The sequence below is a fragment of the Allocoprococcus similis genome (assembly GCF_054660775.1).
In genome coordinates this window covers 118362-143379 of the sequence record NZ_BAAHSG010000001.1, presented here as the reverse complement: position 1 = coordinate 143379, position 25018 = coordinate 118362, and the positions used below count along the sequence as shown (strand labels likewise).

Here is a 25018-nt window from a genome sequence, read left to right as displayed (position 1 = left end):
ACAAGAGTTAGTTGAGACTAATAAACAATAATAAAAAGGTAGGTATCTATATGAAAACAAAACTTACGACAAAAGATTTAATTGCCGCAGGTGCTTTCGGCGCCATTTATCTGGTGGTTCTGACCGTCCTGTCATCGGTGGTTCTGCCCGTTGTTCCGGTTCTCTTTTTAGCAACTCCCCTGATTGCCGGTATCGTTCTGGGTACAGTATACATGCTGTATGCGGCAAAGGTTCCCAAGAAAGGTGCAATCCTGATATTGGCTGTGCTGGTGGGACTAATCACTTCTATGTCAACATTTTATCCGCTGCTGTTTTCCGTTATCTGGGGAATTCTTGCGGAAGTAATCGCATCCAGAAAAGAGAGAAGATCTGCTGGTATGCTGGCTGCAAGCTATGTCGTATTCAATATGACTTCAATGGGACCGTTTTTTGCAATTATTGTAGCAAAGGAAGCGTTTCTGGAGAATTGTGCAACCTATTATGGCGCGGATTATGCCGCAGCATTGGATGCCCTGACACCTGATTGGATTGTTGCGGTTCTGATCGCCTTTGCACTGTTCGGCGGTCTGCTGGGAGGTCTCCTTGGAAAGCGCATTCTGAAAAAGCATTTTGAGAAAGCGGGAATCACTGCGTGATGGCGCGGAATAATCCGACTGGCATATTAGATCCGAGGAGCAAGCTGGCGGTGTTTGTCACAGCTTGCTTCTCCGTCTTTTCGGGCTTGTCGTACATACAGGAAATATCGTTGCTTGCGTTATGTGTGTTTACCACGCTTCTTTGCAGGAAATGGAAACGGGCATTTTATACAGGCGTTCTTTTTCTTGCCATGCTGCTTTCAGATTTGTATATGGTGCCGCATCTAACCGGGGTATCAAGGAACATTATGACAGCTATCTGCCATGTTTTGCGTTTTATCCTCCCTCTGTTTGCGTCCTTTTATCTTATTACAAAGACAACGAAAATTGGAGAATATATATCCGCACTTACCAAAATGCACATGCCGTCCGAGGTTGTAATACCACTGGCGGTAATGTTCCGTTTTGTTCCCACGATTCAGGAGGAATGGCAAATGGTAAATCAGGCGCTCCGCCTGAGGGGGCTGGCATGGAACTGGCGCAATGTTTTGACTCGACCTGTCCATATGTTGGAGTATATGATGGTTCCTTTTTTGATGCAATGCTCCGTTGTTGTGGATGAAATGTCCGCCGCTGTGATGGCAAGAGGATTTGACCGAGATACACGCCGCAGCAGCTACATAGAAGTAAAACTGTCCATTCTGGACTGGTGAATCATTACCGTATCGGCCGGAATATTGGCATGGAACCTGATTGTTTGAAAGGGGGGAGGACTATGATTACCTTCGATGATGTCAGCTTTGCCTATCAGGGCGGTATTCCGGACGGATCAGAACCACCGGCTCTCCGGCATATTCATTTTCATGCGGAACGCGGCGAATGTATCGTATTATGCGGAAAAAGCGGATGCGGGAAAACGACGATGCTGCGCATGGTCAATGGCCTTGTTCCTCATTTTTATCAGGGACGCCTGGAGGGAGACATTACTGTTGGAAACGTCCATATAAAGGAAGCATCCCTTCCCCAGGTTGCCGCCGTGGCGGGCAGCGTGTTTCAGAATCCGAGGACACAGTTTTTTCATCTGGATACGACCGGAGAGATGGCGTTCAATATGGAAAATTTGAACATCCCGCATGACAAAATGGTGGAACGCTTAAAGGAAACTGCCTGGAAGCTGGATATACAGACTTTGATGGACAGAGATATTTTTCAATTATCCGGTGGGGAAAAGCAGCAAATTGCATGTGGTTCCGTGTATGCCTCCATGCCTGAGGTCATCGTCATGGATGAACCGTCCTCGAATCTGGACATGGAAAGCATCCGAAAGCTGCAAGACCTGATCCGAACCATGAAGGATGAGGGAAAGACGATTCTGATCTCCGAACACCGTTTATGGTATCTGGAAGATATTGCAGACAGATACGTTCTGTTGAAAGATGGACAAATAGAAAATGAATTTACATCGGATGAAATTCTGGCGCTGTCGCTTCAAGAACTTGAACAGTCAGGCTTAAGAGCAGTACGCCGCAAACAGCTTTGGAATATGGGGACACGCACGATTAGGCAGGAAAAGGACATGGAAAAGGCAGCTTTTCTTGAAATAGAAGGGCTTCGGTTTTCGCGTCAAATGAGGCAAGTATTGGATATAAACAGACTGGCGATTCCCAAAGGTGCAATTGTAGCGGTCATTGGAGAAAATGGTGCGGGGAAATCAACATTTGCGCTTTGTCTTTGCGGTTTGCTGAAACATCATGGAACTGTGCGGATCAATGGAGAGCGAATATCAAACAAAAAGCTGCCGGAGCGGGCTTACCTGGTCCTGCAGGAACCCGGCCATCAACTGTTCAGTGATTCGGTGCTAGGTGAACTGATGCTGAATAAAGGAACTGTTACAGAGACTGAAGCGGTAGCCGTTTTGGAGAAAATGGGGCTGGCAGGATTGGAAAACCGCCATCCGGGTTCTTTGTCAGGCGGTCAGCAGCAGAGGCTCTCTCTTAGTGTGGCGTTATGTACAAATCGAGAAATTATGCTGTATGATGAACCCACAAGCGGTCAAGATGGAGATAATCTGATGAGAACTGCGGAAATGATCCGGGAAGCAAACGAAAATGCTTTTTGCAGTATGATGGTTACCCATGATCCGGAACTGATCCTGCGCTGCGCCACACATATTCTTCATATCCATTCTGGTGAGATAAAAAAATTTATTAAATTAGACGAAAGGGGGATACTTTATATGAAAAAGGTGTTTGGAGAAAACTCACAAACAGAAAAACCGCTAAAAACAGGAATCCCACGGTTGCTTGAGTTCTCCGGAAAATACAAAGGGCTTTTCAGCGTGTCTCAGATTTTGGCAGGATTCAGTTCTCTGTTATTACTGGCACCTTTTCTGTGTATTTATTTTGCCACAAGAGAATTGCTCATCGGCATGTCGGGCGGCGGATATGACACTGTGCATATGATGCAATGGGGGATATGGGCGCTTGTGTTTGAGTTGGCGGGGTTAGCAGTCAATTTCATTGCACTTCTCTGCTCTCATGTGGGGGCGTTTCATACGGAAAAGAATTTGAAAATGGCAGCGCTTCGCCATCTTTCTGAAATGCCGTTGGGCTATTTTGAAGAAAATCCCGGTGGAAAACTGCGGAAGATTATTGATGAAAACAGCGCCCAGGTAGAAAGCTATCTGGCGCATCAGATGCCCGATCTTGTGGGCGCACAAGTAGCGACGGTTGTCGGGCTTATTTTAATGATTGCGATTGACTGGCGGATCGGTTTACCGTTGCTCCTACTTCTGATTGCCAGCTTTACCTGCCAGATGACCATAATGGGTGAAAAAACCATGCGCTTTATGAAAGGTATCAGGACGCACAGGAAGAAATGAACCATGAGGCGGTAGAATTTGTACGGGGAATATCGGTTATCAAGGTTTTTGGACAATCCGCCTGGTCCATAAGAAAATTCCGGGACGCAATTACTGCATACCGTGACGACGCCCTTGCTTTTACAATGGCGTGTAAACCAGGATATGTCGGGTTTAATACAATCGTGAACGCTTCCTTTTTGGTACTTGTCCCGGCAGCGCTGATAGGAATGACGTTTTCAGGTGATACCGTTGCTTTTGCAGGAAAATTCCTGTTTTATCTAGTGTTCGCTCCGGCCTGCGCTTCCATGCTCAATAAAATTATGTATATGAGCAATTATAAAATGCAGGCGGTAGAATCTATGCGAAGAATCGATACCATTCTTTTGGCGAAACCACAAAAGCAGCCGATGCAGCCTGTAAAACCGCAGAACGGGGATATTTGTTTTGAACATGTGACATTTACTTATCCCACGGGAGAAACGCCTGCGATTTCCGATATTAACTTTATTGTCCCGACAGGTACTACGACTGCGTTGGTAGGACACTCCGGCTCCGGAAAGACGACCATTGCCAGCTTGATCCCTCGTTTTTACGATACGCAGGAGGGAACCATCTTGATTGGAGGAACGCCGCTGGATCAGATTGAGAGGGAATCTCTGATGAAGCAGGTTGCTTTCGTATTCCAGAATCCTAAATTACGGAAGGCAACGCTTGAGGATAATATCCGTGGCGGCTGCCACGATGCAGACCGGAATGCGATCCTCCGTGCGGCACATCTGGCACAGTGTGATGATATTTTGAAGAAGCTGCCGGATGGCCTTGACAGTGTGGTCGGGAAAAAAGGCGTGTACCTGTCCGGCGGCGAGGTACAACGGATTGCAATTGCCAGAGCGATACTAAAAAATGCGCCTATTCTTGTGTTGGATGAGGCCACAGCATTTGCCGATCCGGAAAACGAGGCGCAGCTCCAGAAGGCTCTTGCGGAACTGCAAAAAGGGAAAACGGTTATTATGGTTGCGCATCGTTTGAGTACGGTACAAAATGCGGATCAGATTTTAGTAATGAAAGAAGGAAGCATTGTAGAGAGAGGAACACATGAAAAATTGCTGGAACTGCAGGGGGAATATGCCCGTATGTGGGAGGACTACAATCAGTCTGTTTCCTGGAAGCTTACAAAGGAGGTGCGGTCATGCTAAAAGAAATGCTTGCGCTCAGTGATAAGGGTGCACGGGATTTGAAAAAAGGTATCGCTGCGACAGCAGCGGCGCATCTCTGTGTCATGCTGCCTGTTTCCTTGCTGATGACTGTGACAATGGCGTTGATTGATAAAACGGTCGGTCGTGGCGGCTCAGAATCAAATATTCCGTTTATCCTTTTATTATGTGCTTTTTTGACTGCACTTATCTTTGTCACTCAGTGGGTTCAATACAACTTGACATATAAGGTGTCATATGAGGAAAGCGCTGAGCGCCGGATGTCCCTTGCTGAAAAAATGCGTCGTCTGCCGTTGTCTTTCTTTGGTCAAAGAGATCTATCCGATTTGACAACAACGATGATGGGGGATTGCTCAAAATTGGAACGCATGTTTTCAAATGCGGTACCCGGCTTTTTGGGAACTGTCATCATGTTTATCATTATTTCCTGCGGATTGCTGGTGATTGACTGGCGTATGGGATTGTGTATTATCCTTCCGGTTCCAATTTCTGCACTTGTAGTGCTTGCCGCACGAAAAAAACAAATAAAGGCAGAAGAACGAAATCTGGATGCGCATCGAGCCGCATATGACAGTGTGCAGGAGTATTTAGATGTGATGAAAGAACTGCGCTCGGACGGACTTGAAAAAGCATATCTTGAGGATGTGGACAAAAAGTTAGAGCATGTTGTGTCTTGTGCGTTCCAAAATGAACTGCCCCCCGGAATCGCCGTGACATTAGCACAATTTTTCTTACGGTTTGGGATTGTGGCGGTATTGCTTGCAGGTGGTCTGATGGTTGCGGATGGAAGCCTTTCGGTTACCATGTTTATTTTATATCTTGTTATGGCCGGGCGTGTATATGAGCCATTTGGTTCATCGTTCATGCTGATGGCGGAAATGATCTCATCTCTTGTCAGTATTAAACGGACAAAACAAATGGAGGCTATCAAGGAGCAGGGCGGGCAGCCTGTCTGCAATAATCAGGGATATGATATTGAATTTCAGGATGTTGTGTTTACCTATCATGCAGATTTGGAGGATACAGCTGTTTCTGGCAGACATGGCGAGCGTGTCCTGAATGGTGTTTCCTTTGTGGCAAAGCAGGGTGAGATTACTGCGTTGGTAGGCCCGTCAGGAGGCGGAAAATCTACCGTTTCCCGACTGGCGGCAAGATTTTGGGATGCTGATTCCGGCAGGGTTTTATTAGGCGGTGTGGACGTTACTACAGTAGAGCCTGAAACGCTGTTCAAAAATTATTCGATTGTGTTCCAGGAAGTTACTTTGTTTGATCAATCCGTCATGGAAAATATTCGGCTGGGGCGGCAGAATGCCACCGATGAGGAAGTGCTGGCGGCGGCAAGGGCCGCGCAATGCGAGGAGTTCGTATCACGGCTACCAGAAGGCTATCAAAGCAATATCGGAGAAAATGGGTGCATTCTTTCCGGCGGTGAGAGACAGCGTATTTCGATTGCCAGGGCAATCTTAAAGGATGCTCCTGTTGTAATATTGGACGAGGCCACCGCTTCTATGGATGCGGAAAATGAAACCCTTGTCCAGCAGGCGTTGTCAGAACTGCTGCAAGGAAAAACTGTGTTGGTGATTGCTCACCGCATGAGGACGATTGCAAATGCGGATAAAGTTGTTGTTTTGGATCACGGACAGGTCGTGGAAATGGGAACGCCAACAGAATTATTAGAAGAAAACGGGTTGTTCCAGCGATTGGTTGCAGCACAAGGCGGACACTTATAAAAATGCAGATATTTGCATGTGCGTTAAATAATCAAACAATTATTCGCAATTTGAACATCACATATTTAGCCAAAATAAAAGGCCCTCCCCCTGCATGGGGAGGGCTTCGCTGTTCTTATGCTACAATCTCCGGGATTTCCCCGACAAAGCCATAAACAATCCTGACTTCCTGCACCTTCTGGCCGTCCACCTTCTTAACCTCGCCAATCAGGATTTTGCTGATAAGCCGGTTCAGTGCGGACTTCGCTTTCCTGTGCATCCGCCAGGCTCTGCATCACCGCCAGATCGTGTAGGCACTTCTGGTTGGCTTCCTGCTCCTGTTCCAGCACCGCCGTCATCTTCATAAACCGCTGCTCGGTGAGGACGCCTTTGGCCTTATCCGTATACAGGATTAAAACATCCCGTCAATTTCCTGATTCCGGGCTTCCAGCCGTTTCCGTTCCTTCTCTGTCTGGGAAGCGTCCACCAGATACCGACGCTCCATCCGGCTGCTAAGCCGCTGGTAGAACGCATCGGCGTCCTTCATGGCCTGAGCCGCCAATTCCTGTATATCCTTCAGCACCAGATTGTACAAATCCCTTGCTTCAATCTTGTGGCTGTTACAGGCGTTCTTACCCAGCCGGTTGTAGGTCTGGCAGATATAGTATGCTGTGGCAGATGGTGTTATGGCAGTACATATGGCAGAAAAATATACGGGGAAAATGTAAAGTGAACTCCGCCTTTTTGCATAGGAATTGTTTTGTTAAGTTAAATAATGAAACAGAAAATAGCCATTTTGATAGACCATATTACTATAAATAATCAGAATTTGAATAGTGAACTTTTTATACTGAAATATGTACGATTTCAATAATGACATGAACTTATGGGAACGTATAGCGGATACTTTGTGAACTTTATCCTGATACAATGATTATGCTGATGAAAGAAGGCATAGATAACTGAATACAAGAAAGAGACGAAAGCCTCAGTAGTTAAGAAAAAACTACTGGGGCTTTTTTTCGTGCCTGAATTTCTCAGCCAATAACTGCGGGCGTATCCCGGCAGGATAAAGGCGGAGCAGGCATGATCCTAAACAGAGGTCCGCCTTCTGGATTTGAAACGAGCAACAAGATTTCAAATTCAGGAGGAACGGATATGTATATTGAACACCCATATTTTTACGAAGGAAAGTATTACGCAAATATTGATGGAGAAATGATCGAGATTACAAAAAAAGTTGCGTATGCGATGAATAATTTTTACAGAAGCAGCAAGGCAAAAAAAGTTGAGATTAAGAACGAGCTGGGGGAAGTCGTGGATAAGATGCTGCGGGAGGTGCCTTATAGTGGACAGTCCATCGATGGGGAAGGATTCATGATTGAGGATTTCCCAGATCTGAATTGCGACGTGGAGTACAGTGTACTGACGAAAATGGAACAGCAGGATATTCATAAAGTGATCAATCAGCTGAATACCGAGGAACGCATGATTATTTACGGCATTTTCTTTGAAAATAAGACACAGACACAGATGGCTGAGATTATGGGGATTTCCAGACAGGTATTAGCTTACAAGCTGAAAACGATCCTTAATAAAATGCGTGAAATGTATATGAAAGAATTTTTTTAAAAAATTTTTGGAAAATTTTTTGCATCTGTCGAAGTCATTTGACTTTAGTAATTAGAGGAGCTTTAAGGACTCCCTAAAATGCACTATGAAAACTGAATATCCAATAATAACTGACGTGACATTTCATACAGTGAGCACGAGGAAGATGCCGCTATAGGATTATAAGACGTAAGAAACTTTTTTGAGCTAATAATACTGCGAAAAAGCACTGACCAAAGCCAGTCGGCAGGCTGGTGATGCGATGACATGTGTGAGATGCGATACACTTGCAGACCCTGAGAAGTCTGTAACTGGTAAACCTATGAACTGCCAGAGCCTGGAAACGAGAGTTTTTGGATTGTGGTCCGGAGTGTAGCATTCGGACAGGTTATTATTCCCTTCCTGCAGATGCAGGAGTAACGATTCGGGGTATCGAGGATAAATAGAATCAAGCGAGCACTGTTTAATAATCAAATTGGCTATAGAGGTTATGCGGCAGAGCTTTCCGTCTTGGAAAGGAACTCTGCCGTATCCCTGTGGAGCCAATATAGCGCTATGAATGCTTTACAAATAAAAAAAGATTGGAGAGATGACAAGTGACGATTCGTAGAGGAGATATCTTATGGGCGGATCTCGGTATGTTCCCGACAACTTCGGTTCAGGGTGGAGTAAGACCGGTGATCGTAGTAAGTAACAATAAAGCTAATACATACAGTTCAGTCATTACAGTAGTTCCGCTGACATCAAGAATATATAAGAAGCGGTATTTACCAACACATGTATTTATCAGTAAATACGATATGACAGGGATCCGAAAAGGAAGCCTGGCATTGGCTGAACAGGTTATGAGCATTTCTACAAAATGCATTATTGAGAAATGCGGAAGAGTAAATAAGTGGAGCCTGGATCGGGTGCTGAAAGCAGTACGGATTCAGATGGGAATGGAAGGAGAAGGGCATGACGGCAGAGGAATATAGAAATTATCTGGAGCAGGATTTCAGTGATGTAGATATCAATGAAATGACTGATCTACGGATGATAAAAGCAGACAGAAATAAGCCACTTCAGGAACGGAGAGATATTTTTCTGAATAAAGTAGGAAATCCTTATCTGGTCCGGATCGGTAATATGAAAGTAAAAGTCAGATTTGCAAATAACGGTATATCTATGGAGCAGGCATTTGAGAATATGCTTCTGAGTGTCTGAAAAAGTACTGGCAAGATTGAGGGGACTGTGTTAGAATGTCGGTAAGGACAAATTATGCAGACCCCTTTTATTACATGGATTTTCTGACGTAATAAAAGGAGGTAAGATATGTATCAGAATATCAACAAAATCTATCATGCCGCCATCTATGTCAGATTATCTAAAGAAGATGGCGATATTTCCAGTTCAGCAAAACTGGAAAGTAACAGCATTTCTAACCAGAAGGCTTTGATTCTGGATTTTCTGAAAGACAAAAAAGATATTGAAGTTGTTTCAGTCCGAGTTGATGATGGCTACTCAGGCTCTAATTTTGAGCGCCCTGCATTCCAGGCAATGTTGGAAGATATCCGGCGTGGAATTGTAGATTGCGTAGTGGTAAAAGACTTATCACGATTTGGAAGGGAATATATTGATTCCGGGAAGTATATCGAGAGATTATTCCCGGCTCTTGGTGTGCGTTTTATTGCCATCAATGACAATTATGACAGTCTCAAGGGAAAGAATCAGGCAGACGAAATCATTATCCCATTTAAGAATTTAATCAATGATGCTTATTGCCGTGACATTTCTATTAAGATCAGGAGTAATCTTGAGATTAAGAGGAAAAAAGGTGAGTGTGTGACTCCGTTTGTAGCTTTTGGATACAGGAAGACAAAGACAGATAAGCATAAATTAGAGATTGATCCATCTGCAGGCAGTGTAGTACAGGATATTTTTAAGATGAAGCTGCAGGGAATGAGTCAGGATGCGATCGCTAATCGTTTAAATGAACTGGGTATTCTTTCCCCATTTGAGTATAAAATCAGCAACGGCAGTCGTTATGAAACAGGCTTCCGGCAGAAAGAACAGGCACTTTGGAGTTCCGTTACGGTCCGCAGGATACTGGAAAACGAGGTTTATATCGGAAATCTTGTGCAGGGAAAAAGGACAACACCGAACCATAAAGTGAAGCAGACTTATGTGAAACCGGAAGATGACTGGATCCGGATTGAGAAAAATCATGAGCCACTGGTGAGCGATCGTGATTTTGAAATTGTGCAGAGGCTTCTGGGCATGGATACACGTACTTCACCTGACCAAAAGCAGGTATATCTGTTATCCGGAATTGCTGTATGTGCGGATTGTGGTGCACCTATGACAAGAAAGGTTTCTACTGTGGCAGGGAAAAAATATGCTTATTATCTATGTTCCACAAATAAAGAAACAAAACGCTGTTCTAGTCATAGAATACCGGAAAAGGATCTGGAAGATGCCGTACTAGTGATGTTGAAACAGCATATCCAGAACATCCTGCACCTGAAAAGAGTCCTGGAATTTGTTGGTACTGTGCCATTTCAGGAGATCAATATGAAGAAGCTGCAGGACAGGCTGGAGAAGAAAAAACAGGAGACAGTACGCTGTAAGGAGTTACGGATGATGCTCTATTCGGATATGAAAGAGGGCATTGTATCAAAAGAAGACTATGTTGAGCTTCATGCAGCCTATGGAAAGAGGCTTAGAAATGCGGAAGAGAGTATCCGTGCGATCCAGAAAGAAATGGATAGTGAGCTGGAAAAAGCAGACAAAGCCAATACCTGGCTGGATTATTTTGTGAAGTATCAGGATATTGAAGAACTGTCCCGCACTGTGGTGGTAGAACTGATCAGGCAAATTCGAGTATATGATAAAAAGAATATAGAGATTACTTTTGATTTTGATGATTGTTATCAGACATTGCTGAATCAATTACCGGCTATGGGAGTTGATACGGTAATAGATGATGATAATAATCTGCAGGTCAAGGTAAAGGAGGTTGTATAAAATGGCACGAAAGAGCAGGAAAAACATTCCGGAAGTAGTCAGCAGTGCAACCGTCCAGACAGAGGTGAGCAGACCGTTCCGGGCAGGATTGTATGCCAGAATTTCAATGGAAACAGAAGAAACATTGGAAAGAGGAACGATAGAAACTCAGGTGGAATTGATGAAAAACTTTGTAGCAGATACGGAAGATATTTCGGTTGCGGAAGTTTATAAGGACTCAGACTATTCAGGTACAAATTTTGACCGTCCTGGATTTGTACAGATGATGGAAGATATCAAGCATGGAAAAATCAATTGTGTTATTGTAAAAGATTTGTCCAGACTTGGAAGAAATTATGTCGAAACCAGTAATTATATTGAACGAGTATTCCCGTTTTTCCATGTAAGATTTCTGGCTGTGACAGATGATTTCGATTCCTTCAGAGAGGGTGTGGATCTTACAGTTCCACTGAAGAATATTATCAATGAGTTCTATTCGAAAGACCTTGCCAAAAAGAGTAGCAGCGCAAAAAAAGCTCTTTGGAAAAAAGGAAAATTTACAAGTGCCTGGGAACCGTATGGTTACAGAAAGTCAGAAGAAGACCATCATCAGCTGATTGTTGATGAAGAAGCTGCAGAACATCTGAAAAGTATATTTTCTATGTATATGGATGGCAGGAACTATAGTGATATTGCAAGACAGCTCAATAAAGATGGAGTTTTATCGCCGACTTTACAAAGAAAATTCTATAAAACCGGTGAAAAGTCGCTTCCGGAGTCAAAACCCTGGAACAATTATGAAGTGAAACGAGTTCTTCAGGATGTTCATTGCACAGGTGATTCAGTATTTGGAAAATATCAGCAAAGTGTTTTCCAGGGAAATAAACAGAGAAATCGACCAGAGAGTGAATGGGTGCATGTGGAGAACACGCATGAAGGGATTATAGATAGAGAATTGTTTCAACAGGTACAATCTAAAATCCAGGAATATACGGAAGCTTATAAGAAGAAACATCAGCAGAACAATGGGGCTATTAGAAACCATAATTTCTATACAGGAAAGATATGGTGCGGAGGCTGTGGTAACCGCATGACGTTGTCCAGAGAAAGAAATGGCACATTCTTTTATATCTGCGGAGCCAATACTAACCATAAATCCGGAGGAAAGCAATGCAAAGGGCACAGAGTCAGAAAAGAATATGTGGATGACGATGTTCTTCGCCTGATCCAAACGCATATGAAAACCGTATTGGATACAGAAAAAATGATTCAGGAAATGAATGCAGCTTCCAAAAACCAGACACAGTACCTGCTTTTGGATAAAGAAGTGGGGAAACTTCGACGGGAACTAAGCCGAATCAGTAAGCGTAAGTCGGATTTATATGAAGATTACTCGGAACGTTTGATTACAGAAGAAGAGTACATACAGTTTTCTCGAATCTATTCCAATGAAATTGAGAATATCAAGAGCCGTCTGGACACAGTATTGGCGGCACAGGTTCGGTATTCCCAGGATTACCACATTGAAGAAGGCTGGGGAAATGTGATACATACTTATATGTCAAAGCGTAAGCTGACAAAAGAAATGGCAGATGCCTTTGTGGATTCAATTATTATCCATGGTAAGTATGATTATGAGATCAAGCTGGTATATGACGATCAGTTTGCAGATTTACAGAAATTAAAGAAAGAGAAGGAGGCGCAGTCAAGATGACAGATCATAGAAAAACAGCTGTTTACATCCGTTTATCCGCAGAAGATGACAATGTAGATGGCAGAGCCAAAAAAGAGAGCGACAGTGTAACTTCTCAGAGAATTCTGTTAAAATCATTTGCAATTGATGAGCTTGGTGTAGCTGAGTCGGATATTCTGGAATATGTGGATGACGGTGTCAGCGGTACTCATTTTAAAAGGCAGGGATTTCAACAGCTGCAGGATGACATGAAAAGCGGAGAAATCGGCTGTGTAGTTGTGAAAGACTTTTCCAGATTTGGAAGAGACTATTTGGAAGTTGGATTTTATATTGAATATATTTTTCCACTTCTACAGATTCGATTTATTTCGATTAATGACAGCTATGACAGTGCAGCAAGCAGCGGAATGACTGGTGGAATGAATGTAGCATTGCAGAATCTGGTATACAATATGTATAGCCTGGATTTGTCAAAGAAAATTTCATCAGCATTGCAGACAAGAACGAGAAATGGTACACGCCTTCCGGTAAATGCCAGATATGGCTATAAAAAAGGAAAAGATGGAAGGCTGGAAGTAGATCCGGAGGCTGCAAAAGTCGTGAAAATGATTTTTCGGATGGCAGCGGAAGGAACAAGTTTTGCGGATATTACAAGGGAATTGAACAGACAGGCGATTGCCACTTGTGATGAGCAGAAATTATCAAGAGGGGATCAGGTGCAGTTCCAGAGGTTTGACACGATCAAAAAGAAACACTGGAGCCCTACGACAGTAGCGGCAATTGTCCGGGATGAGATTTATATTGGAACCAGAATCTGGGGAAAAACACGTTGCAGTATGCATACCGGTCATAAAGCAGTTCTGAATGATGAAACAGAATGGGTTCGCCTGGAAAATCATCATACGGCAATTATAGACAGGGCATTGTTTGAAAAAGCAAATGAAATGCATCCGAAAAAGAAGAGAAGTGTTGCGGAATCACGCACCAATTTTACTCTGGAAAGACGTAAAAAACAGCCGGCATTGCTGTTGTGTGCCAACTGTGGGCATTCTTTACTAAAAGAAACGGAGCATCTGCTAAAATGCTCAGATGCTCGAACAAATGGAAATCCTGTGTGTCGAAGTCTGGTGATCCGACGGGAACCGCTGGAGGAGAATATCCTTGGGCTTGTCCATCAGTATGTAGCGTCAATGTTGGAAAAAGAAAAGAAAGTATCTTCCAACAGGCAATGCGACTACAAAGAGATCAATACCGCAGAATTGCAAAAACAGAGCCGACAGTTGACCTCGGAAAAGATGAAACTCTATGATGATTACAAAGATGGTCGTATAGATTGTGATTCGTATAAGCAGAGAGCTAGAAAGATAAGTGTGCAGCTGGAGGAAATAAAACGAAAGATAGAAGATGCGGAGAATAGTAAAAAGCTTCTTGAACAAAATGAACTTTCTGATAAAATAAAACTAAAAGATTTCTTGGGAATTCAGAAGTTCGATACAGAGAAGCTGCGTGAGATTATCAAGGTGATCCGTGTTCATAGTCAAGATGAAATTGAAATCGAATGGAATTTTGACGATATTTTTTCGGAACAGAGATAACTTGAGCAGGACAAGAATGACTTATTAGAAGATAATAAAGGTGCTGGGACTACCTGATGGGAGCGTCAGATAGTCTTCGGCAGAAAAAAATAAAATTTTTTTTGTCCTATACTTGACACATCCACATGTATGTAGACATACTTATTGTTCTAATATGGCAAAATCAGGTATGAATCCAAAGGCTTTACAGTATTTGATGGGACATTCTGATATTAGTGTAACATTGAATACTTATACACATATGAACCTTGAGGACGCACGAGAAGAAATTGTACGACTTAAAATTGTGTAAATTTAAAGCGGAGAATACCGAGGTATAAAATCTAAAGAATTATACCGAAATTTATACCTTTTGCAGACTAAAATATACAAAAATACACCAGATTATGCCAGAATGTAAAATTTATCTGAAACGAATAAAGCTTGAAATATCAAGCAAAAACACAAAATGCGAGGTTATGCAACGATGATTAAAATACTATTCATCTGCCACGGCAATATCTGCCGCTCCACCATGGCAGAATACGTTATGAAACATTTAGTTAAACAATCCGGCATAGAATCCGATTTTTTCATCGATTCCGCCGGTACAAGCAACGAGGAGTATGGAAACCCGGTCCACCGTGGCACACAAAAGAAGCTCCGCAAGGAAGGCATCCCGTGTGGCAATCACCGTGCACGCAAGATGCGTAGAGAAGAATATGCCGCGTTCGATTACATTATCTGTATGGAGCGATACAATATACAGAATATTATGAGAATTATCGGAAGTGATCCGGAACACAAGGTACAGAGACTTCTGGACTACACGGATCGCCCGGGAGACATTGCAGATCCATGGTATACGGGGAATTTTGATGAGACATTCGATGATGTGATGGAAGGATGCCAGGCATTTCTAGGCTATCTGATGGAGCATCCTCAATAAATCATCAGATGGGTAATCCAAAGAAAAGATGTAACCAAAGGAAAACGAAAAATAAAAAGAGAAGTCATCTGAGTTTAGAAAAGGATTTCACTTTAAAGCACAAGCTTTATTGCAAGGAAAATCCATTTCATATCAGATGACTTCTCTTTTATTTTAGAGCTCTTATGATTGCATAAATTAAATTTATACTATTCAGAAAATAATCGATTCTAAGAAAGAATGAACAACTCGGTTCCCAGTCTTATCTCTCCCATCTTCCACTTGCCCCACAAGGAAGCACCAGTCCATTGGAAGATACCGGAAGTCCAATCTCCTGTGAATCCACATGACCGCCGTATTTCTTAAGCTCAGTTGCGATCATATAAGTCAGTACTGCCGGAGCAAGTCCTGTCGTATAGGAATTGATCAGAAAGAACAGCGGATCATCGGATAAAATCTTCGTACAGAGTTTTACCAGTGGATGAATTGCGTCTTCAATCTTCCAGATCTCGCCCTTTGGCCCACGACCGTAGGAAGGAGGATCCATGATGATCGCATCGTAATGATTACCGCGGCGGATTTCGCGCTCTACGAATTTGACACAGTCATCAACCAGCCAGCGGATCGGTGCGTCGCCGAGTCCGGAAGAAACAGCATTTTCTTTTGCCCATGTAACCATTCCCTTGGAAGCGTCTACATGAGTTACGTGTGCGCCGGCAGCAGCTGCTGCAAGTGTTGCACCACCGGTATAGGCGAATAAGTTCAGTACTTTTACCGGGCGCCCGGCATTGCGAATCTTTTCAGAGAACCAGTCCCAGTTGGTTGCCTGTTCCGGGAAAAGTCCGGTATGTTTAAAATTAAACGGTTTTAAGTTAAAGGTAAGATTCTTATAACTGATTTGCCACTGTTCCGGGAGATCGAAGAATTCCCATTCACCGCCGCCTTTTTTACTGCGGTGATAGTGTGCGTTCGGATGTTTCCAGCGTTTGTCTGTGCGAGGTGTATCCCAGATCACCTGCGGATCCGGACGAACCAGGATGTACTGCCCCCAGCGTTCCAGCTTTTCTCCGTCTGAGGAGTCAATTACTTCATAATCTTTCCAACCATCTGCTAACCACATATATTATTAAATCCTTTCTGAAGTGCTTTTTGATAAATTTCCAGTTTTCTATAGTCTTGTTCAATGCATATTTATAGACATACTGTTTTACTTTTCTATTTTATTATAGAAGAAAGGATACTGCAAGAAGCGAATGTAAAATATCGCAATAATATACAAAAAGCTATCGCGATAACAATTAGTTTTTAGTAAAAATAACGGGACTATCTGTTTACATAAGGGACGAAGGGTGATAGAATGTATCTATAAGTGAAATGATTCACGTAAAAGAAAGGTGGAAATGAATATTATGGTAACAGTTAATGCAATGGGAGACAACTGCCCGATTCCGGTAATCAAAACAAAAAAAGCAATGCAGGCTCTTATAGGACCGGAGACAATTGAAGTATTAGTAGATAATGAGATTGCTGTACAGAATGTTACAAAGCTGGCAAAAGAACAGGGCGGAGAAGTAAGCTCTGAAAAGCTTGGAGAAAAAGAATACAAAGTAACGATCAAGATGCAGGGAGCACCGGCAGTAGATGCAGAAGTTGTATGTACACCGGATCAGAAGGGAGACCTTATCGTAGTGGTATCTTCTGACCGCATGGGAACAGGTAATGATGAACTTGGTAAAGTCCTGATCAAAGGATTTATCTATGCAGTTACACAGCTTGATACACTTCCGAAGAAGATGCTTTTCTACAATGGAGGAGCTACTCTTACAACAGAAGGATCAGATTCCATTGAAGATCTGAAGTCTCTGGAGGCACAGGGAGTAGAGATTCTTACATGTGGTACATGTCTTGATTACTATCACTTAAAAGACAAACTTGTTGTTGGTGGTGTAACCAATATGTACAGTATTGTTGAATCCATGGCTGAAGCAGGAAAGATCATTAGACCATAGTTTGAGAACTATATAATAAAGAAGTCCGTATAACGGACAGAGAATATTTAAGAAAAGTTGAGAAATTAAGTATGAATAAAGATATCAGAGAGACACAGTGTATAAGGACATCATGTTGAGGCATCAAAGCAGGTCGAAGGACCCTTGTTCAGGCTCTGGACAAGTTACTAAAAACTGAAGATGGTAACCTCCTGGACAGAAAGAATTTGTCTGTTCGGGCAGATACACTTTGCTCTCTGGTATTTGATGTCGGATAGCAGAAGATGGATGTGGCTGCGCGATTTGATCGAAGGAAATTAAGGAATCCGGTGAGGTTGTATTTATACGAATTTGATCGAGTAGAAAGAGGGAATAATTATGAACTTAAAGCAGCTGGAAGCATTTATTAAAGTATCCGATTCAAAAAGCTTTTCAAAAGCAGCACAGGAATTATATCTGACACAGCCAACAGTAAGTGCGCATATACAGACACTTGAAAAAGAACTGAAAGTGAGATTGTTTGTGCGTAATACCAAGACTGTTAAATTATCTGAGGACGGAAAGACACTTTATCAGTATGCACGTCAGATGATCGAACTGGAACAGGAAATCCAGTCAATGTTTTCAAAAGCAGCAGAGCAGAAAGAAAGATGCATTACGATCGCAACCTCGACGATACCGGCACAGTATATTCTGCCGGATATTCTGGTGAAATTCCGGGAGAGATTTCCGGAAGAACAGTTCAGAATCGTGGAAAGTGACAGCAGTACTGTCATTGAACAGGTAGCATCGCATCTGGTTGATATTGGATTTTCCGGTACAGTAATCGAAAAAGCAAATTGTAAATACATACCGTTTTACCAGGATGATCTGGTTGTTATTATGCCGAATACGAAAGAATATCAGAAAATCGTAAAAGAGCAGAAGGATTTAAAATGGTTGGAAGGAGAACCTCTGATTATACGTGAGGAGGGATCCGGTACCAGAAAAGAAGCAGAGAAGCAATTAAAAAAGATGGGAATCTCTTTGGATGATCTGAATATTGTTGCGACAATTGAGAATCCGGAAGCAGTCAAGAGATCTGTCAAAAGTGGTCTTGGCATTACGATTATTTCAAGACTTGCGGCTGCAGATGAGATCGAGTCAGGAGAAGTTCTGGAATTCCCGTTTTCACAGGATGGAAGCGGTCGAAACCTGAATCTTGTATACAATAAGAACTATAAACTTCCGGCGGCGGCTGAACATGTGAGAGAATTGATTATAGAAAAGTATGAATTGCAAAAGCAATCTTTACAATAGAAATTATCAATGATAGAATACATCTATGTGCGCATTTTTGCGGCAGGTAACATGTTAAATGCAAAGTATAAGTTGGGGATAAACAATGAATAAAGAAAAAGTAAGACTGACACAGTATGCAAAAACTTCCGGGTGAGCCGCTAAAGTAGGTCCGGAGACCCTTGCCCAGGTTCTGGGTAAGTTACCAAAATTTGAAGATGAAAATTTGATCGTCGGAATTGAGACATCGGATGATGCAGCGATTTACAAGGTTACAGATGATATTGCGATGATCCAGACGGTAGATTTCTTTACACCGATCGTGGATGATCCGTATATGTTTGGACAGATTGCAGCAGCAAACTCGCTCAGTGATGTTTACGCAATGGGAGGAGAGCCGAAGGTAGCACTTAATATCGTAGGGTTTCCGAACTGTCTTGATCCACAAATCTTAGGAGATATTCTTGCCGGTGGAGCCGATAAGGTAAAAGAGGCAGGAGCTGTTCTGGTTGGGGGACATACCGTACAGGACGACGAGCCGAAGTACGGTCTTTGTGTGTCTGGTTTTGTACATCCGAAAAAGATTTTCAAGAATTACGGATGCAAACCTGGAGATGTGCTGATCCTTACCAAGCAGGTCGGAACAGGAATTGTTAATACGGCAATTAAAGGAGAGATGGCATCTGCAGCTGCAATCAAAGAAGCAGAGATCGTTATGTCTTCATTAAATAAGAAAGCAAAAGAAGTTGTGGATCATTTTCCTGTAAATGCATGTACAGATATTACAGGATTTGGTCTTTTAGGTCACTGCGTTGAAATGGCAGAGGCAAGTAATGTGACATTTGAACTGAATGTTCACGATATTGCATATCTTGATGAAGCAATCAGCTATGCAAAGATGGGTCTTGTTCCGGCGGGGGCTTACAAGAACAAGGGATATTCTTATCAGAAAGTAGATTTCAGAAATGTAGAAGATCATTTTATCGATCTGTTATATGATCCGCAGACATCAGGTGGACTGCTCATCAGCGTGGAAGCGCAGTATGCGGAAGCCGTGATGGAAGCATTCGAGAAGAAGAGACTGGATACCAAGGTATCCCTGATCGGAACCGTAACAGAAAAGAGCGATAAACTGATTCGTCTGCACTAGGAATCCAAAGAGGTAGAGGAGAAAATGAATAAAAATTTATTATTTCGCAGTATTCCGAAAGTAGATATTCTGCTTGAAGAACAGGAAATACAGGATCTGATTGATGCATATGGACGTGAACTTGTGATGGATGTGATCCGTGAAGAGATGGATGCGCTCAGAGCATTTATCGGAAAGTGCGAGGAAGAAGAGGAAGCGAAAGCGCAGATCGGGATGCTTACGCAGAATATAAAACGACATGCCGGAAAGCTGCATGAGCCGAATATGAAAATGGTGATCAACGGAACAGGAACAGTTCTCCACACCAATCTCGGCCGTGCGCCTATCAGTAAGGAGCATGTTGAGAGACTGGCAGGAATTGTGAGTGGTTACTCCAATCTGGAATACAATCTGGAAGCAGGGGCACGTGGAGAGAGATATTCTCATTTTGAAAAACTGCTTTGCAAACTGACCGGGGCAGAGGCTGCGATGGCGGTCAACAACAATGCTGCGGCTGTTATGCTGATCTTAAGTTCAATGGCAAAGGGCGGAGAAGTTGTAGTATCCCGCGGAGAACTGGTTGAGATCGGTGGCAAATTCCGGATTCCGGATGTAATGGAGCAGAGCGGAGCTTCACTTGTAGAAGTCGGAACGACGAATAAGACACATTATTCTGATTATGAAGAAGCGATCACAGAGGAGACAAAAGCACTCCTTAAGGTTCATACAAGCAACTACCGTATTGTTGGATTTACAGAGACGGTTACGATCGATGAACTGATTCCGATTGCACAGGAACACGATATTCCGATCATTGAAGATCTTGGAAGTGGTGTGCTGATCGACCTGAGTAAATACGGACTGACCTATGAACCGACGGTTCAGGATTCTATCCGCAAGGGAGCGGACGTTGTATGCTTCAGCGGAGACAAGCTGCTCGGTGGTCCGCAGGCTGGAATCATCATTGGTAAGAAGAAATATATTGACCAGATGAAGAAGAACCAGCTGACACGTGCACTGCGAATTGATAAATTTACAGCAGCAGCACTGGAACTGGTATTACAGGAATATTTATCAGAAGAAAAGGCAATCCAGAATCTTCCGGTACTGCGTATGATCACAGAGTCCAAAGAGGATGTGGAAAAGCGTGCAAGATCTCTGAAACGGATTCTGCAGAATGCACATCTTGCTGCAACAATTGGGATGGAACCATGTGAATCACAGATCGGTGGAGGATCTCTTCCACTTGAACGTATTCCGAGTATGGCAGTTACGATTAAGCCGGAGAATATCAGTGTACCGAAGCTGGAAGAAGAGATGCGGCATCTTTCTATGCCGATCATTCCGCGTACAGCCAACGATACGATTTATCTGGATGTGCGGACAATTGAATCCTGCTACTTTAAGAAGATAGCAGAGATGCTGGGAGAATTATTATGAAAAACATTATCGTAGGAACCGCAGGTCACATTGACCACGGGAAGACGACATTGATAAAAGCACTTACCGGACGCAACACAGACCGGTGGGAAGAAGAACAGAGAAGAGGGATCACCATTGACCTCGGGTTTACTTATTTTGATCTGAAAAATGGAGACCGTGTAGGGATCATTGATGTTCCGGGACATGAAAAATTTATCAACAACATGGTTGCGGGAGTTGTCGGAATGGATCTGGTACTCCTGGTTGTGGCTGCGGATGAAGGAATCATGCCACAGACAAGAGAACACATGGACATTCTGGGACTCCTTGGGATCAAAAAGAGCATTCTGGTGATCAACAAGTGTGACCTGGTCGATGAAGAATGGCTGGAACTCGTCGAGGAAGAAATCCAGGAAGAACTGGAAGGTACTTTTCTGGAAGGTGCACCGGTTGTCAAAGTATCGGCTGCAACCGGGCAGGGTCTTGATGAACTGACGGATACGATCCAGCAGCTGATGTCGGATGAGGTGGTTGCAAAGGATACACAGACTATTCCAAGACTTCCGATTGACCGGGTATTTACCCTGTCAGGTTTTGGGACGATTATCACAGGGACACTTATCTCCGGTACGATCACCAAGGAAGACGTTCTGGAAATGTATCCGATCGGAAAAGAGTGCAAGATCCGTAATATTCAGGTACACGGACAGAATCAGGACAAATGCTATGCCGGACAGAGAGTGGCGATCAATCTGTCAAATGTGAAGAAAAAGGAGATCCGCAGAGGGTGTGTGCTTGCGCCGAAGAACAGTATGAAAAATACAGATCTTCTGGATGTGAAGCTGACCGTTTTGGAAGATTCTATGCGTATCCTTACAAATCATGAGAGACTGCATTTGTACACTGGTACGAGTGAGATCCTCTGCCGTGCGGTTCTGTTGGATAAGGAGCAGATCGGACCGGGAGAAGAGGGACTGGTACAGCTCAGACTGGAAGAAGAGATTGCGGTCAAACGAGGCGACCGTTTTGTAGTACGTTTCTATTCGCCGATGGAGACCATCGGAGGTGGGATTGTGCTGGAACCGAATCCGGTGCGTAAGAAACGTTTTGATGCGCAGGCAATCGAAGAACTGAAGAAAAAAGAATCCGGTTCTCTTGGCGATGTTATGGAGCTTCAGATCAAAGAACACGGCGACACGATGATCACACTTGCTGAGCTTGCAAAGGTGATGGCACATTCCGTAGATGAACTGAAGGAGTATCTTGAAGAACTGGAAGAATCGGGAACAATCTTTGTATTCCCAATGAAGAAGGACACATATTTGTGGCACAGAGACAGCGAATTTGCAGTACGTCAGAAGATAGAGGAGACACTGCAGAAATATCATAGTGAGCATCCATACCGATATGGAATGAAGAAAGCCGAAATTCACAATACATTCCTGAAAAAGATCAAACCAAACATATTTGATGCGTATATCGAAAGAATGACGGAAGAAAACGTCTATGGAAGAAGGGAAGAATATCTTTCACTTCCGGGATATGAAGTTCCGAAGGACGCGATGTATCTTCAGACAGAGAAGCTGATCGAAGATACATTTGAAAAAGCAGGATATGATTTTGTGAGATTTTCAGAGATTGATTTTGGAAAAATTCCGCGCCAGACAGCGGAAGATGTGGTTCTCATGATGATTGACGAAGGAAAAGTACTCCGTATCAATGAAGAGATGTTTACGATGAAACACCTGATGGATGAAGCGAAGGAAAAAATTCAGAATCATCTGAAGGAAGAAAATCTGATCACGATCGCACAGGTGAGAGATATGTTCTCAACAAGCAGAAAGAGTGCGAAACCGATTTTAGAATATATGGACAGCATTAAGGTGACAAAGAAGACAGGCGGAGAAAGTGAGAGGGTGGCATACTTATGAATTTAAAGCAGCTGGAGGCATTTGTTAAGGTAACTGAGTCGGGAAGCTTTTCGAAAGCGGCAAAGCTTTTGTTCCTGACACAGCCAACGGTCAGTGCACATATCTCTGCTCTGGAGAAAGAGCTGGATTCACGCCTCTTTGTAAGAAATACAAAAGAAGTGAAATTGTCGGAAGAAGGAAAGCAGTTATATCAGTATGCGCGTCAGATGGTAGAACTGGAAGAAGAAATCGAGCATGTGTTTTCAAAAGATGCACAGCGTGAAGAAAAATGTATTACGATTGCAACTTCGACAATCCCGGCACAGTATGTTCTGCCGGCAATTCTGGCAAAATTCAGGGAAGCATATCCGGATGAGCAGTTCCGGATTTCAGAAAATGACAGCTGCGGTGTTGTGGAACAGGTAGCAGGACATATGGTAGATATCGGATTCACAGGTACGGTACTTGAAAAGAAGTATTGCAGATATATGCCGTTTTACCGGGATGAACTGGTTGCGATTATGCCGAACACCGAATTCTATCGGGAAATACAGAAGCGCTACAAGACAGCAACATGGATCAAGAATGAACCGATCATTATGCGGGAAGAAGGATCGGGAACCCGCAAAGAAACAGAAAAGATATTAAAAAAATCAGGTATTATGCCGGACACACTCAATATTGTAGCAAGCATTGAGAATCCGGAGGCGATAAAAAGGTCAGTGAAAAGCGGGCTTGGAATCACAATCATATCAAGACTTGCAGCAGAAGAGGAGATCCGGACCGGGCAGGTTCTGGAATTTTTGTTACAGAAGGATGAAAGCAGTCGTTATCTGAACCTTGTATACAATAAAAACTATCAGCTGCCTGCAGCAGCAGAGCATCTGATCCGGATCGTAAAGGATTTCTATCCGGATGCACGTATGGGGAAATGAAAAGAGGATAAAAATGATATATTTAGATAATGCGGCAACGACAATGCGCAAACCACAGGAAGTCATTGATGCGATCACCGCAGCAATGTGTTCCATGGGAAATGCCGGAAGAGGTGTCAATGAGGCATCTCTCGGAGCAGCAAGAACGGTGTATGATACAAGAGAAAAGCTTGCAGTTTTCTTCGGAGCGGAAGATGCAAGACAGATTGTATTTACGATGAATTCAACAGAGAGTCTGAATATCGCAATTAAAGGAATCTTAAATCCGGGAGACCATGTGATCTCGACGGTTCTGGAACACAATTCAGTTCTCAGACCGCTTTATGAGATGGAGAAAAAAGGGGTAGAAGTAACATTCCTTAACAGTGATGAAAAAGGAACTCTGGATTACGCAGATTTTGAAAAGGCAATCAAAGAAAACACAAAAGCGATCGTCTGCACCCATGGATCGAATCTGACAGGAAATAAAGTGGACGTGGAGCGGATCGGAGAGATCGCAAAAGCACATGATCTCTTATTTGTGGTAGATGCTTCACAGACAGCAGGCGTATTTCCGATTGATGTGCAGAAGATGCACATTGATATTCTGTGTTTTACCGGTCATAAGGGACTTTTAGGACCGCAGGGAACTGGTGGAATGTATGTAAGAAAAGGGCTGCATGTCAGACCGCTTCTTTCTGGTGGTACTGGTGTACAGACTTACAGTAAGACCCAGCCGGAAGAGATGCCGACAGCACTGGAAGCCGGAACCCTCAACGGACATGGAATTGCCGGACTGGATGCTGCGATCGGATATCTGGAAGAAACAGGAATTGACACGATCCGTGCAAAGGAACAGGCACTGATGAAGCGGTTCTATGAAGGTGTAAAAGAAATCCCGGGAGTCAAAATTTATGGAGATTTCAGCAGCATGGATCGTTGTGCAGTCGTGAGTCTGAATATTGGAGAGTATGATTCCGGAGAAGTCAGCGATGCACTTCTGACAGATTATGGGATTTCTACCCGTTCAGGAGGACACTGTGCACCACGGATGCATGAGGCACTTGGAACCGTAGAGCAGGGGGCTGTCAGATTCAGTTTTTCACACTATAACACAGAGGAAGAAGTGGATACAGCAATCCGGGCAATCCGCGAGCTTGCAGAAGAAGAGTAGAATTTTGTAAAGTCAGGATTTTATATAAGAATATAAATTGATAGAAAACCG

General features: G+C 43.3%; 20 protein-coding genes and 2 pseudogenes. 20 read left to right on the top strand and 2 right to left on the bottom strand.

What is annotated here, in order from left to right; translation table 11 throughout:
* Window positions 1-50 precede the first annotated feature (50 nt).
* From ACYQ5K_RS00775 to ACYQ5K_RS00755, 5 genes are read left to right on the top strand one after another with little or no spacing between them, the layout of a single operon-like run.
* On the top strand, window positions 51-635 hold the full coding sequence (locus ACYQ5K_RS00775; protein WP_029732453.1) for an MptD family putative ECF transporter S component: 585 nt from the start codon (window positions 51-53) through the stop codon (window positions 633-635).
* On the top strand, window positions 635-1288 hold the full coding sequence (locus ACYQ5K_RS00770) for an energy-coupling factor transporter transmembrane component T (protein WP_459777166.1): 654 nt from the start codon (window positions 635-637) through the stop codon (window positions 1286-1288). The genes ACYQ5K_RS00775 and ACYQ5K_RS00770 overlap by 1 nt, the downstream gene beginning before the upstream one ends.
* Window positions 1285-3456, top strand: coding sequence for an ABC transporter ATP-binding protein (locus tag ACYQ5K_RS00765; protein WP_459777165.1), 2172 nt, complete (start codon window positions 1285-1287; stop codon window positions 3454-3456). The genes ACYQ5K_RS00770 and ACYQ5K_RS00765 overlap by 4 nt, the downstream gene beginning before the upstream one ends.
* Window positions 3453-4634 carry an ABC transporter ATP-binding protein gene (locus tag ACYQ5K_RS00760; protein ID WP_459777164.1) on the top strand — a complete coding sequence of 394 codons (1182 nt, stop codon included), beginning with the start codon at window positions 3453-3455 and terminating at the stop codon, window positions 4632-4634. The genes ACYQ5K_RS00765 and ACYQ5K_RS00760 overlap by 4 nt, the downstream gene beginning before the upstream one ends.
* On the top strand, window positions 4628-6382 hold the full coding sequence (locus ACYQ5K_RS00755) for an ABC transporter ATP-binding protein (protein WP_029732456.1): 1755 nt from the start codon (window positions 4628-4630) through the stop codon (window positions 6380-6382). Before ACYQ5K_RS00760 ends, ACYQ5K_RS00755 begins: the two co-directional genes overlap by 7 nt.
* A 115-nt stretch (window positions 6383-6497) precedes the next feature.
* Here the strand turns inward: ACYQ5K_RS00755 and ACYQ5K_RS00750 are convergent.
* Window positions 6498-7043: pseudogene (locus ACYQ5K_RS00750) on the bottom strand (DUF4368 domain-containing protein); the annotation flags it as partial.
* A gap of 476 nt (window positions 7044-7519) precedes the next feature.
* On the opposite strand from ACYQ5K_RS00750, the gene ACYQ5K_RS00745 reads away from it, so the two are divergent.
* The 8 genes and pseudogenes from ACYQ5K_RS00745 to ACYQ5K_RS00710 all read left to right on the top strand — a co-directional run bounded on the left by ACYQ5K_RS00745 (window position 7520) and on the right by ACYQ5K_RS00710 (window position 15173).
* Window positions 7520-7993, top strand: coding sequence for a sigma factor-like helix-turn-helix DNA-binding protein (locus tag ACYQ5K_RS00745; RefSeq protein WP_029732459.1), 474 nt, complete (start codon window positions 7520-7522; stop codon window positions 7991-7993).
* Between the two features lie 575 nt (window positions 7994-8568).
* Complete coding sequence (locus tag ACYQ5K_RS00740; protein WP_005344285.1) at window positions 8569-8949, top strand: type II toxin-antitoxin system PemK/MazF family toxin; 381 nt, start codon at window positions 8569-8571, stop codon at window positions 8947-8949.
* The gene (locus ACYQ5K_RS00735) at window positions 8930-9178 is read left to right on the top strand and encodes a DUF6870 family protein (protein ID WP_029732460.1); all 249 of its coding nucleotides are present in this window, start codon (window positions 8930-8932) and stop codon (window positions 9176-9178) included. The genes ACYQ5K_RS00740 and ACYQ5K_RS00735 overlap by 20 nt, the downstream gene beginning before the upstream one ends.
* 108 nt (window positions 9179-9286) lie before the next feature.
* The gene (locus ACYQ5K_RS00730; protein ID WP_029732461.1) at window positions 9287-10978 is read left to right on the top strand and encodes a recombinase family protein; all 1692 of its coding nucleotides are present in this window, start codon (window positions 9287-9289) and stop codon (window positions 10976-10978) included.
* Window position 10979: 1 nt separating this feature from the next.
* Entirely contained in the window at window positions 10980-12671 is a 1692-nt protein-coding gene (locus ACYQ5K_RS00725) for a recombinase family protein (protein ID WP_173689646.1), read from the top strand.
* Entirely contained in the window at window positions 12668-14245 is a 1578-nt protein-coding gene (locus ACYQ5K_RS00720; protein WP_195230252.1) for a recombinase family protein, read from the top strand. Before ACYQ5K_RS00725 ends, ACYQ5K_RS00720 begins: the two co-directional genes overlap by 4 nt.
* A 121-nt stretch (window positions 14246-14366) precedes the next feature.
* A pseudogene (locus ACYQ5K_RS00715) lies at window positions 14367-14537 on the top strand (tyrosine-type recombinase/integrase); the annotation flags it as partial.
* A 174-nt stretch (window positions 14538-14711) separates the two neighbouring features.
* Window positions 14712-15173 carry a low molecular weight protein-tyrosine-phosphatase gene (locus ACYQ5K_RS00710; protein WP_173687276.1) on the top strand — a complete coding sequence of 154 codons (462 nt, stop codon included), beginning with the start codon at window positions 14712-14714 and terminating at the stop codon, window positions 15171-15173.
* Window positions 15174-15414: 241 nt separating this feature from the next.
* Here ACYQ5K_RS00710 and ACYQ5K_RS00705 read toward each other — a convergent pair whose 3' ends face one another.
* Window positions 15415-16272, bottom strand: a complete 858-nt coding sequence (locus ACYQ5K_RS00705; RefSeq protein WP_008372439.1) for a class I SAM-dependent methyltransferase — start codon at window positions 16270-16272, stop codon at window positions 15415-15417.
* 289 nt (window positions 16273-16561) lie between these two features.
* On the opposite strand from ACYQ5K_RS00705, the gene yedF reads away from it, so the two are divergent.
* The 7 genes from yedF (at window position 16562) to ACYQ5K_RS00670 (ending at window position 24967) form a co-directional block, all read left to right on the top strand.
* Complete coding sequence (gene yedF / locus ACYQ5K_RS00700; protein WP_178024823.1) at window positions 16562-17161, top strand: sulfurtransferase-like selenium metabolism protein YedF; 600 nt, start codon at window positions 16562-16564, stop codon at window positions 17159-17161.
* Window positions 17162-17518: 357 nt separating this feature from the next.
* Window positions 17519-18439 (top strand): selenium metabolism-associated LysR family transcriptional regulator, encoded by a 921-nt coding sequence (locus ACYQ5K_RS00695; protein ID WP_195230254.1) that lies wholly within the window; start codon window positions 17519-17521, stop codon window positions 18437-18439.
* Window positions 18440-18524: 85 nt separating this feature from the next.
* Window positions 18525-19568: a selenide, water dikinase SelD gene (selD, locus tag ACYQ5K_RS00690; RefSeq protein ID WP_173687279.1), complete on the top strand. Its 1044-nt coding sequence runs from the start codon at window positions 18525-18527 to the stop codon at window positions 19566-19568.
* A 24-nt stretch (window positions 19569-19592) separates the two neighbouring features.
* Window positions 19593-20987, top strand: coding sequence for an L-seryl-tRNA(Sec) selenium transferase (gene selA / locus ACYQ5K_RS00685; RefSeq protein WP_173687280.1), 1395 nt, complete (start codon window positions 19593-19595; stop codon window positions 20985-20987).
* Window positions 20984-22900 (top strand): selenocysteine-specific translation elongation factor, encoded by a 1917-nt coding sequence (gene selB, locus ACYQ5K_RS00680; RefSeq protein WP_173687281.1) that lies wholly within the window; start codon window positions 20984-20986, stop codon window positions 22898-22900. Before selA ends, selB begins: the two co-directional genes overlap by 4 nt.
* A complete protein-coding gene (locus ACYQ5K_RS00675) occupies window positions 22897-23814 on the top strand; it encodes a selenium metabolism-associated LysR family transcriptional regulator (RefSeq protein ID WP_459777163.1) in 918 nt (305 codons plus the stop codon). The genes selB and ACYQ5K_RS00675 overlap by 4 nt, the downstream gene beginning before the upstream one ends.
* A 13-nt stretch (window positions 23815-23827) precedes the next feature.
* A complete protein-coding gene (locus ACYQ5K_RS00670; RefSeq protein WP_459777162.1) occupies window positions 23828-24967 on the top strand; it encodes an aminotransferase class V-fold PLP-dependent enzyme in 1140 nt (379 codons plus the stop codon).
* Window positions 24968-25018: the final 51 nt, after the last annotated feature.

Excerpts from the sequence above, each read along its gene's own strand:
- ACYQ5K_RS00745 (WP_029732459.1), top strand. The coding sequence starts at position 7,520 with ATGTATATTGAACACCCATATTTTTACGAAGGAAAGTATTACGCAAAT.
- ACYQ5K_RS00695 (WP_195230254.1), top strand. The coding sequence starts at position 17,519 with ATGAACTTAAAGCAGCTGGAAGCATTTATTAAAGTATCCGATTCAAAA.
- selB (WP_173687281.1), top strand. The coding sequence starts at position 20,984 with ATGAAAAACATTATCGTAGGAACCGCAGGTCACATTGACCACGGGAAG.
- ACYQ5K_RS00730 (WP_029732461.1), top strand. The coding sequence starts at position 9,287 with ATGTATCAGAATATCAACAAAATCTATCATGCCGCCATCTATGTCAGA.
- ACYQ5K_RS00760 (WP_459777164.1), top strand. The coding sequence starts at position 3,453 with ATGAACCATGAGGCGGTAGAATTTGTACGGGGAATATCGGTTATCAAG.
- ACYQ5K_RS00670 (WP_459777162.1), top strand. The coding sequence starts at position 23,828 with ATGATATATTTAGATAATGCGGCAACGACAATGCGCAAACCACAGGAA.
- selA (WP_173687280.1), top strand. The coding sequence starts at position 19,593 with ATGAATAAAAATTTATTATTTCGCAGTATTCCGAAAGTAGATATTCTG.
- ACYQ5K_RS00710 (WP_173687276.1), top strand. The coding sequence starts at position 14,712 with ATGATTAAAATACTATTCATCTGCCACGGCAATATCTGCCGCTCCACC.
- ACYQ5K_RS00770 (WP_459777166.1), top strand. The coding sequence starts at position 635 with ATGGCGCGGAATAATCCGACTGGCATATTAGATCCGAGGAGCAAGCTG.
- ACYQ5K_RS00675 (WP_459777163.1), top strand. The coding sequence starts at position 22,897 with ATGAATTTAAAGCAGCTGGAGGCATTTGTTAAGGTAACTGAGTCGGGA.
- ACYQ5K_RS00775 (WP_029732453.1), top strand. The coding sequence starts at position 51 with ATGAAAACAAAACTTACGACAAAAGATTTAATTGCCGCAGGTGCTTTC.
- ACYQ5K_RS00725 (WP_173689646.1), top strand. The coding sequence starts at position 10,980 with ATGGCACGAAAGAGCAGGAAAAACATTCCGGAAGTAGTCAGCAGTGCA.
- ACYQ5K_RS00735 (WP_029732460.1), top strand. The coding sequence starts at position 8,930 with ATGACGGCAGAGGAATATAGAAATTATCTGGAGCAGGATTTCAGTGAT.
- ACYQ5K_RS00755 (WP_029732456.1), top strand. The coding sequence starts at position 4,628 with ATGCTAAAAGAAATGCTTGCGCTCAGTGATAAGGGTGCACGGGATTTG.
- ACYQ5K_RS00720 (WP_195230252.1), top strand. The coding sequence starts at position 12,668 with ATGACAGATCATAGAAAAACAGCTGTTTACATCCGTTTATCCGCAGAA.
- yedF (WP_178024823.1), top strand. The coding sequence starts at position 16,562 with ATGGTAACAGTTAATGCAATGGGAGACAACTGCCCGATTCCGGTAATC.
- ACYQ5K_RS00705 (WP_008372439.1), bottom strand. The coding sequence starts at position 16,272 with ATGTGGTTAGCAGATGGTTGGAAAGATTATGAAGTAATTGACTCCTCA.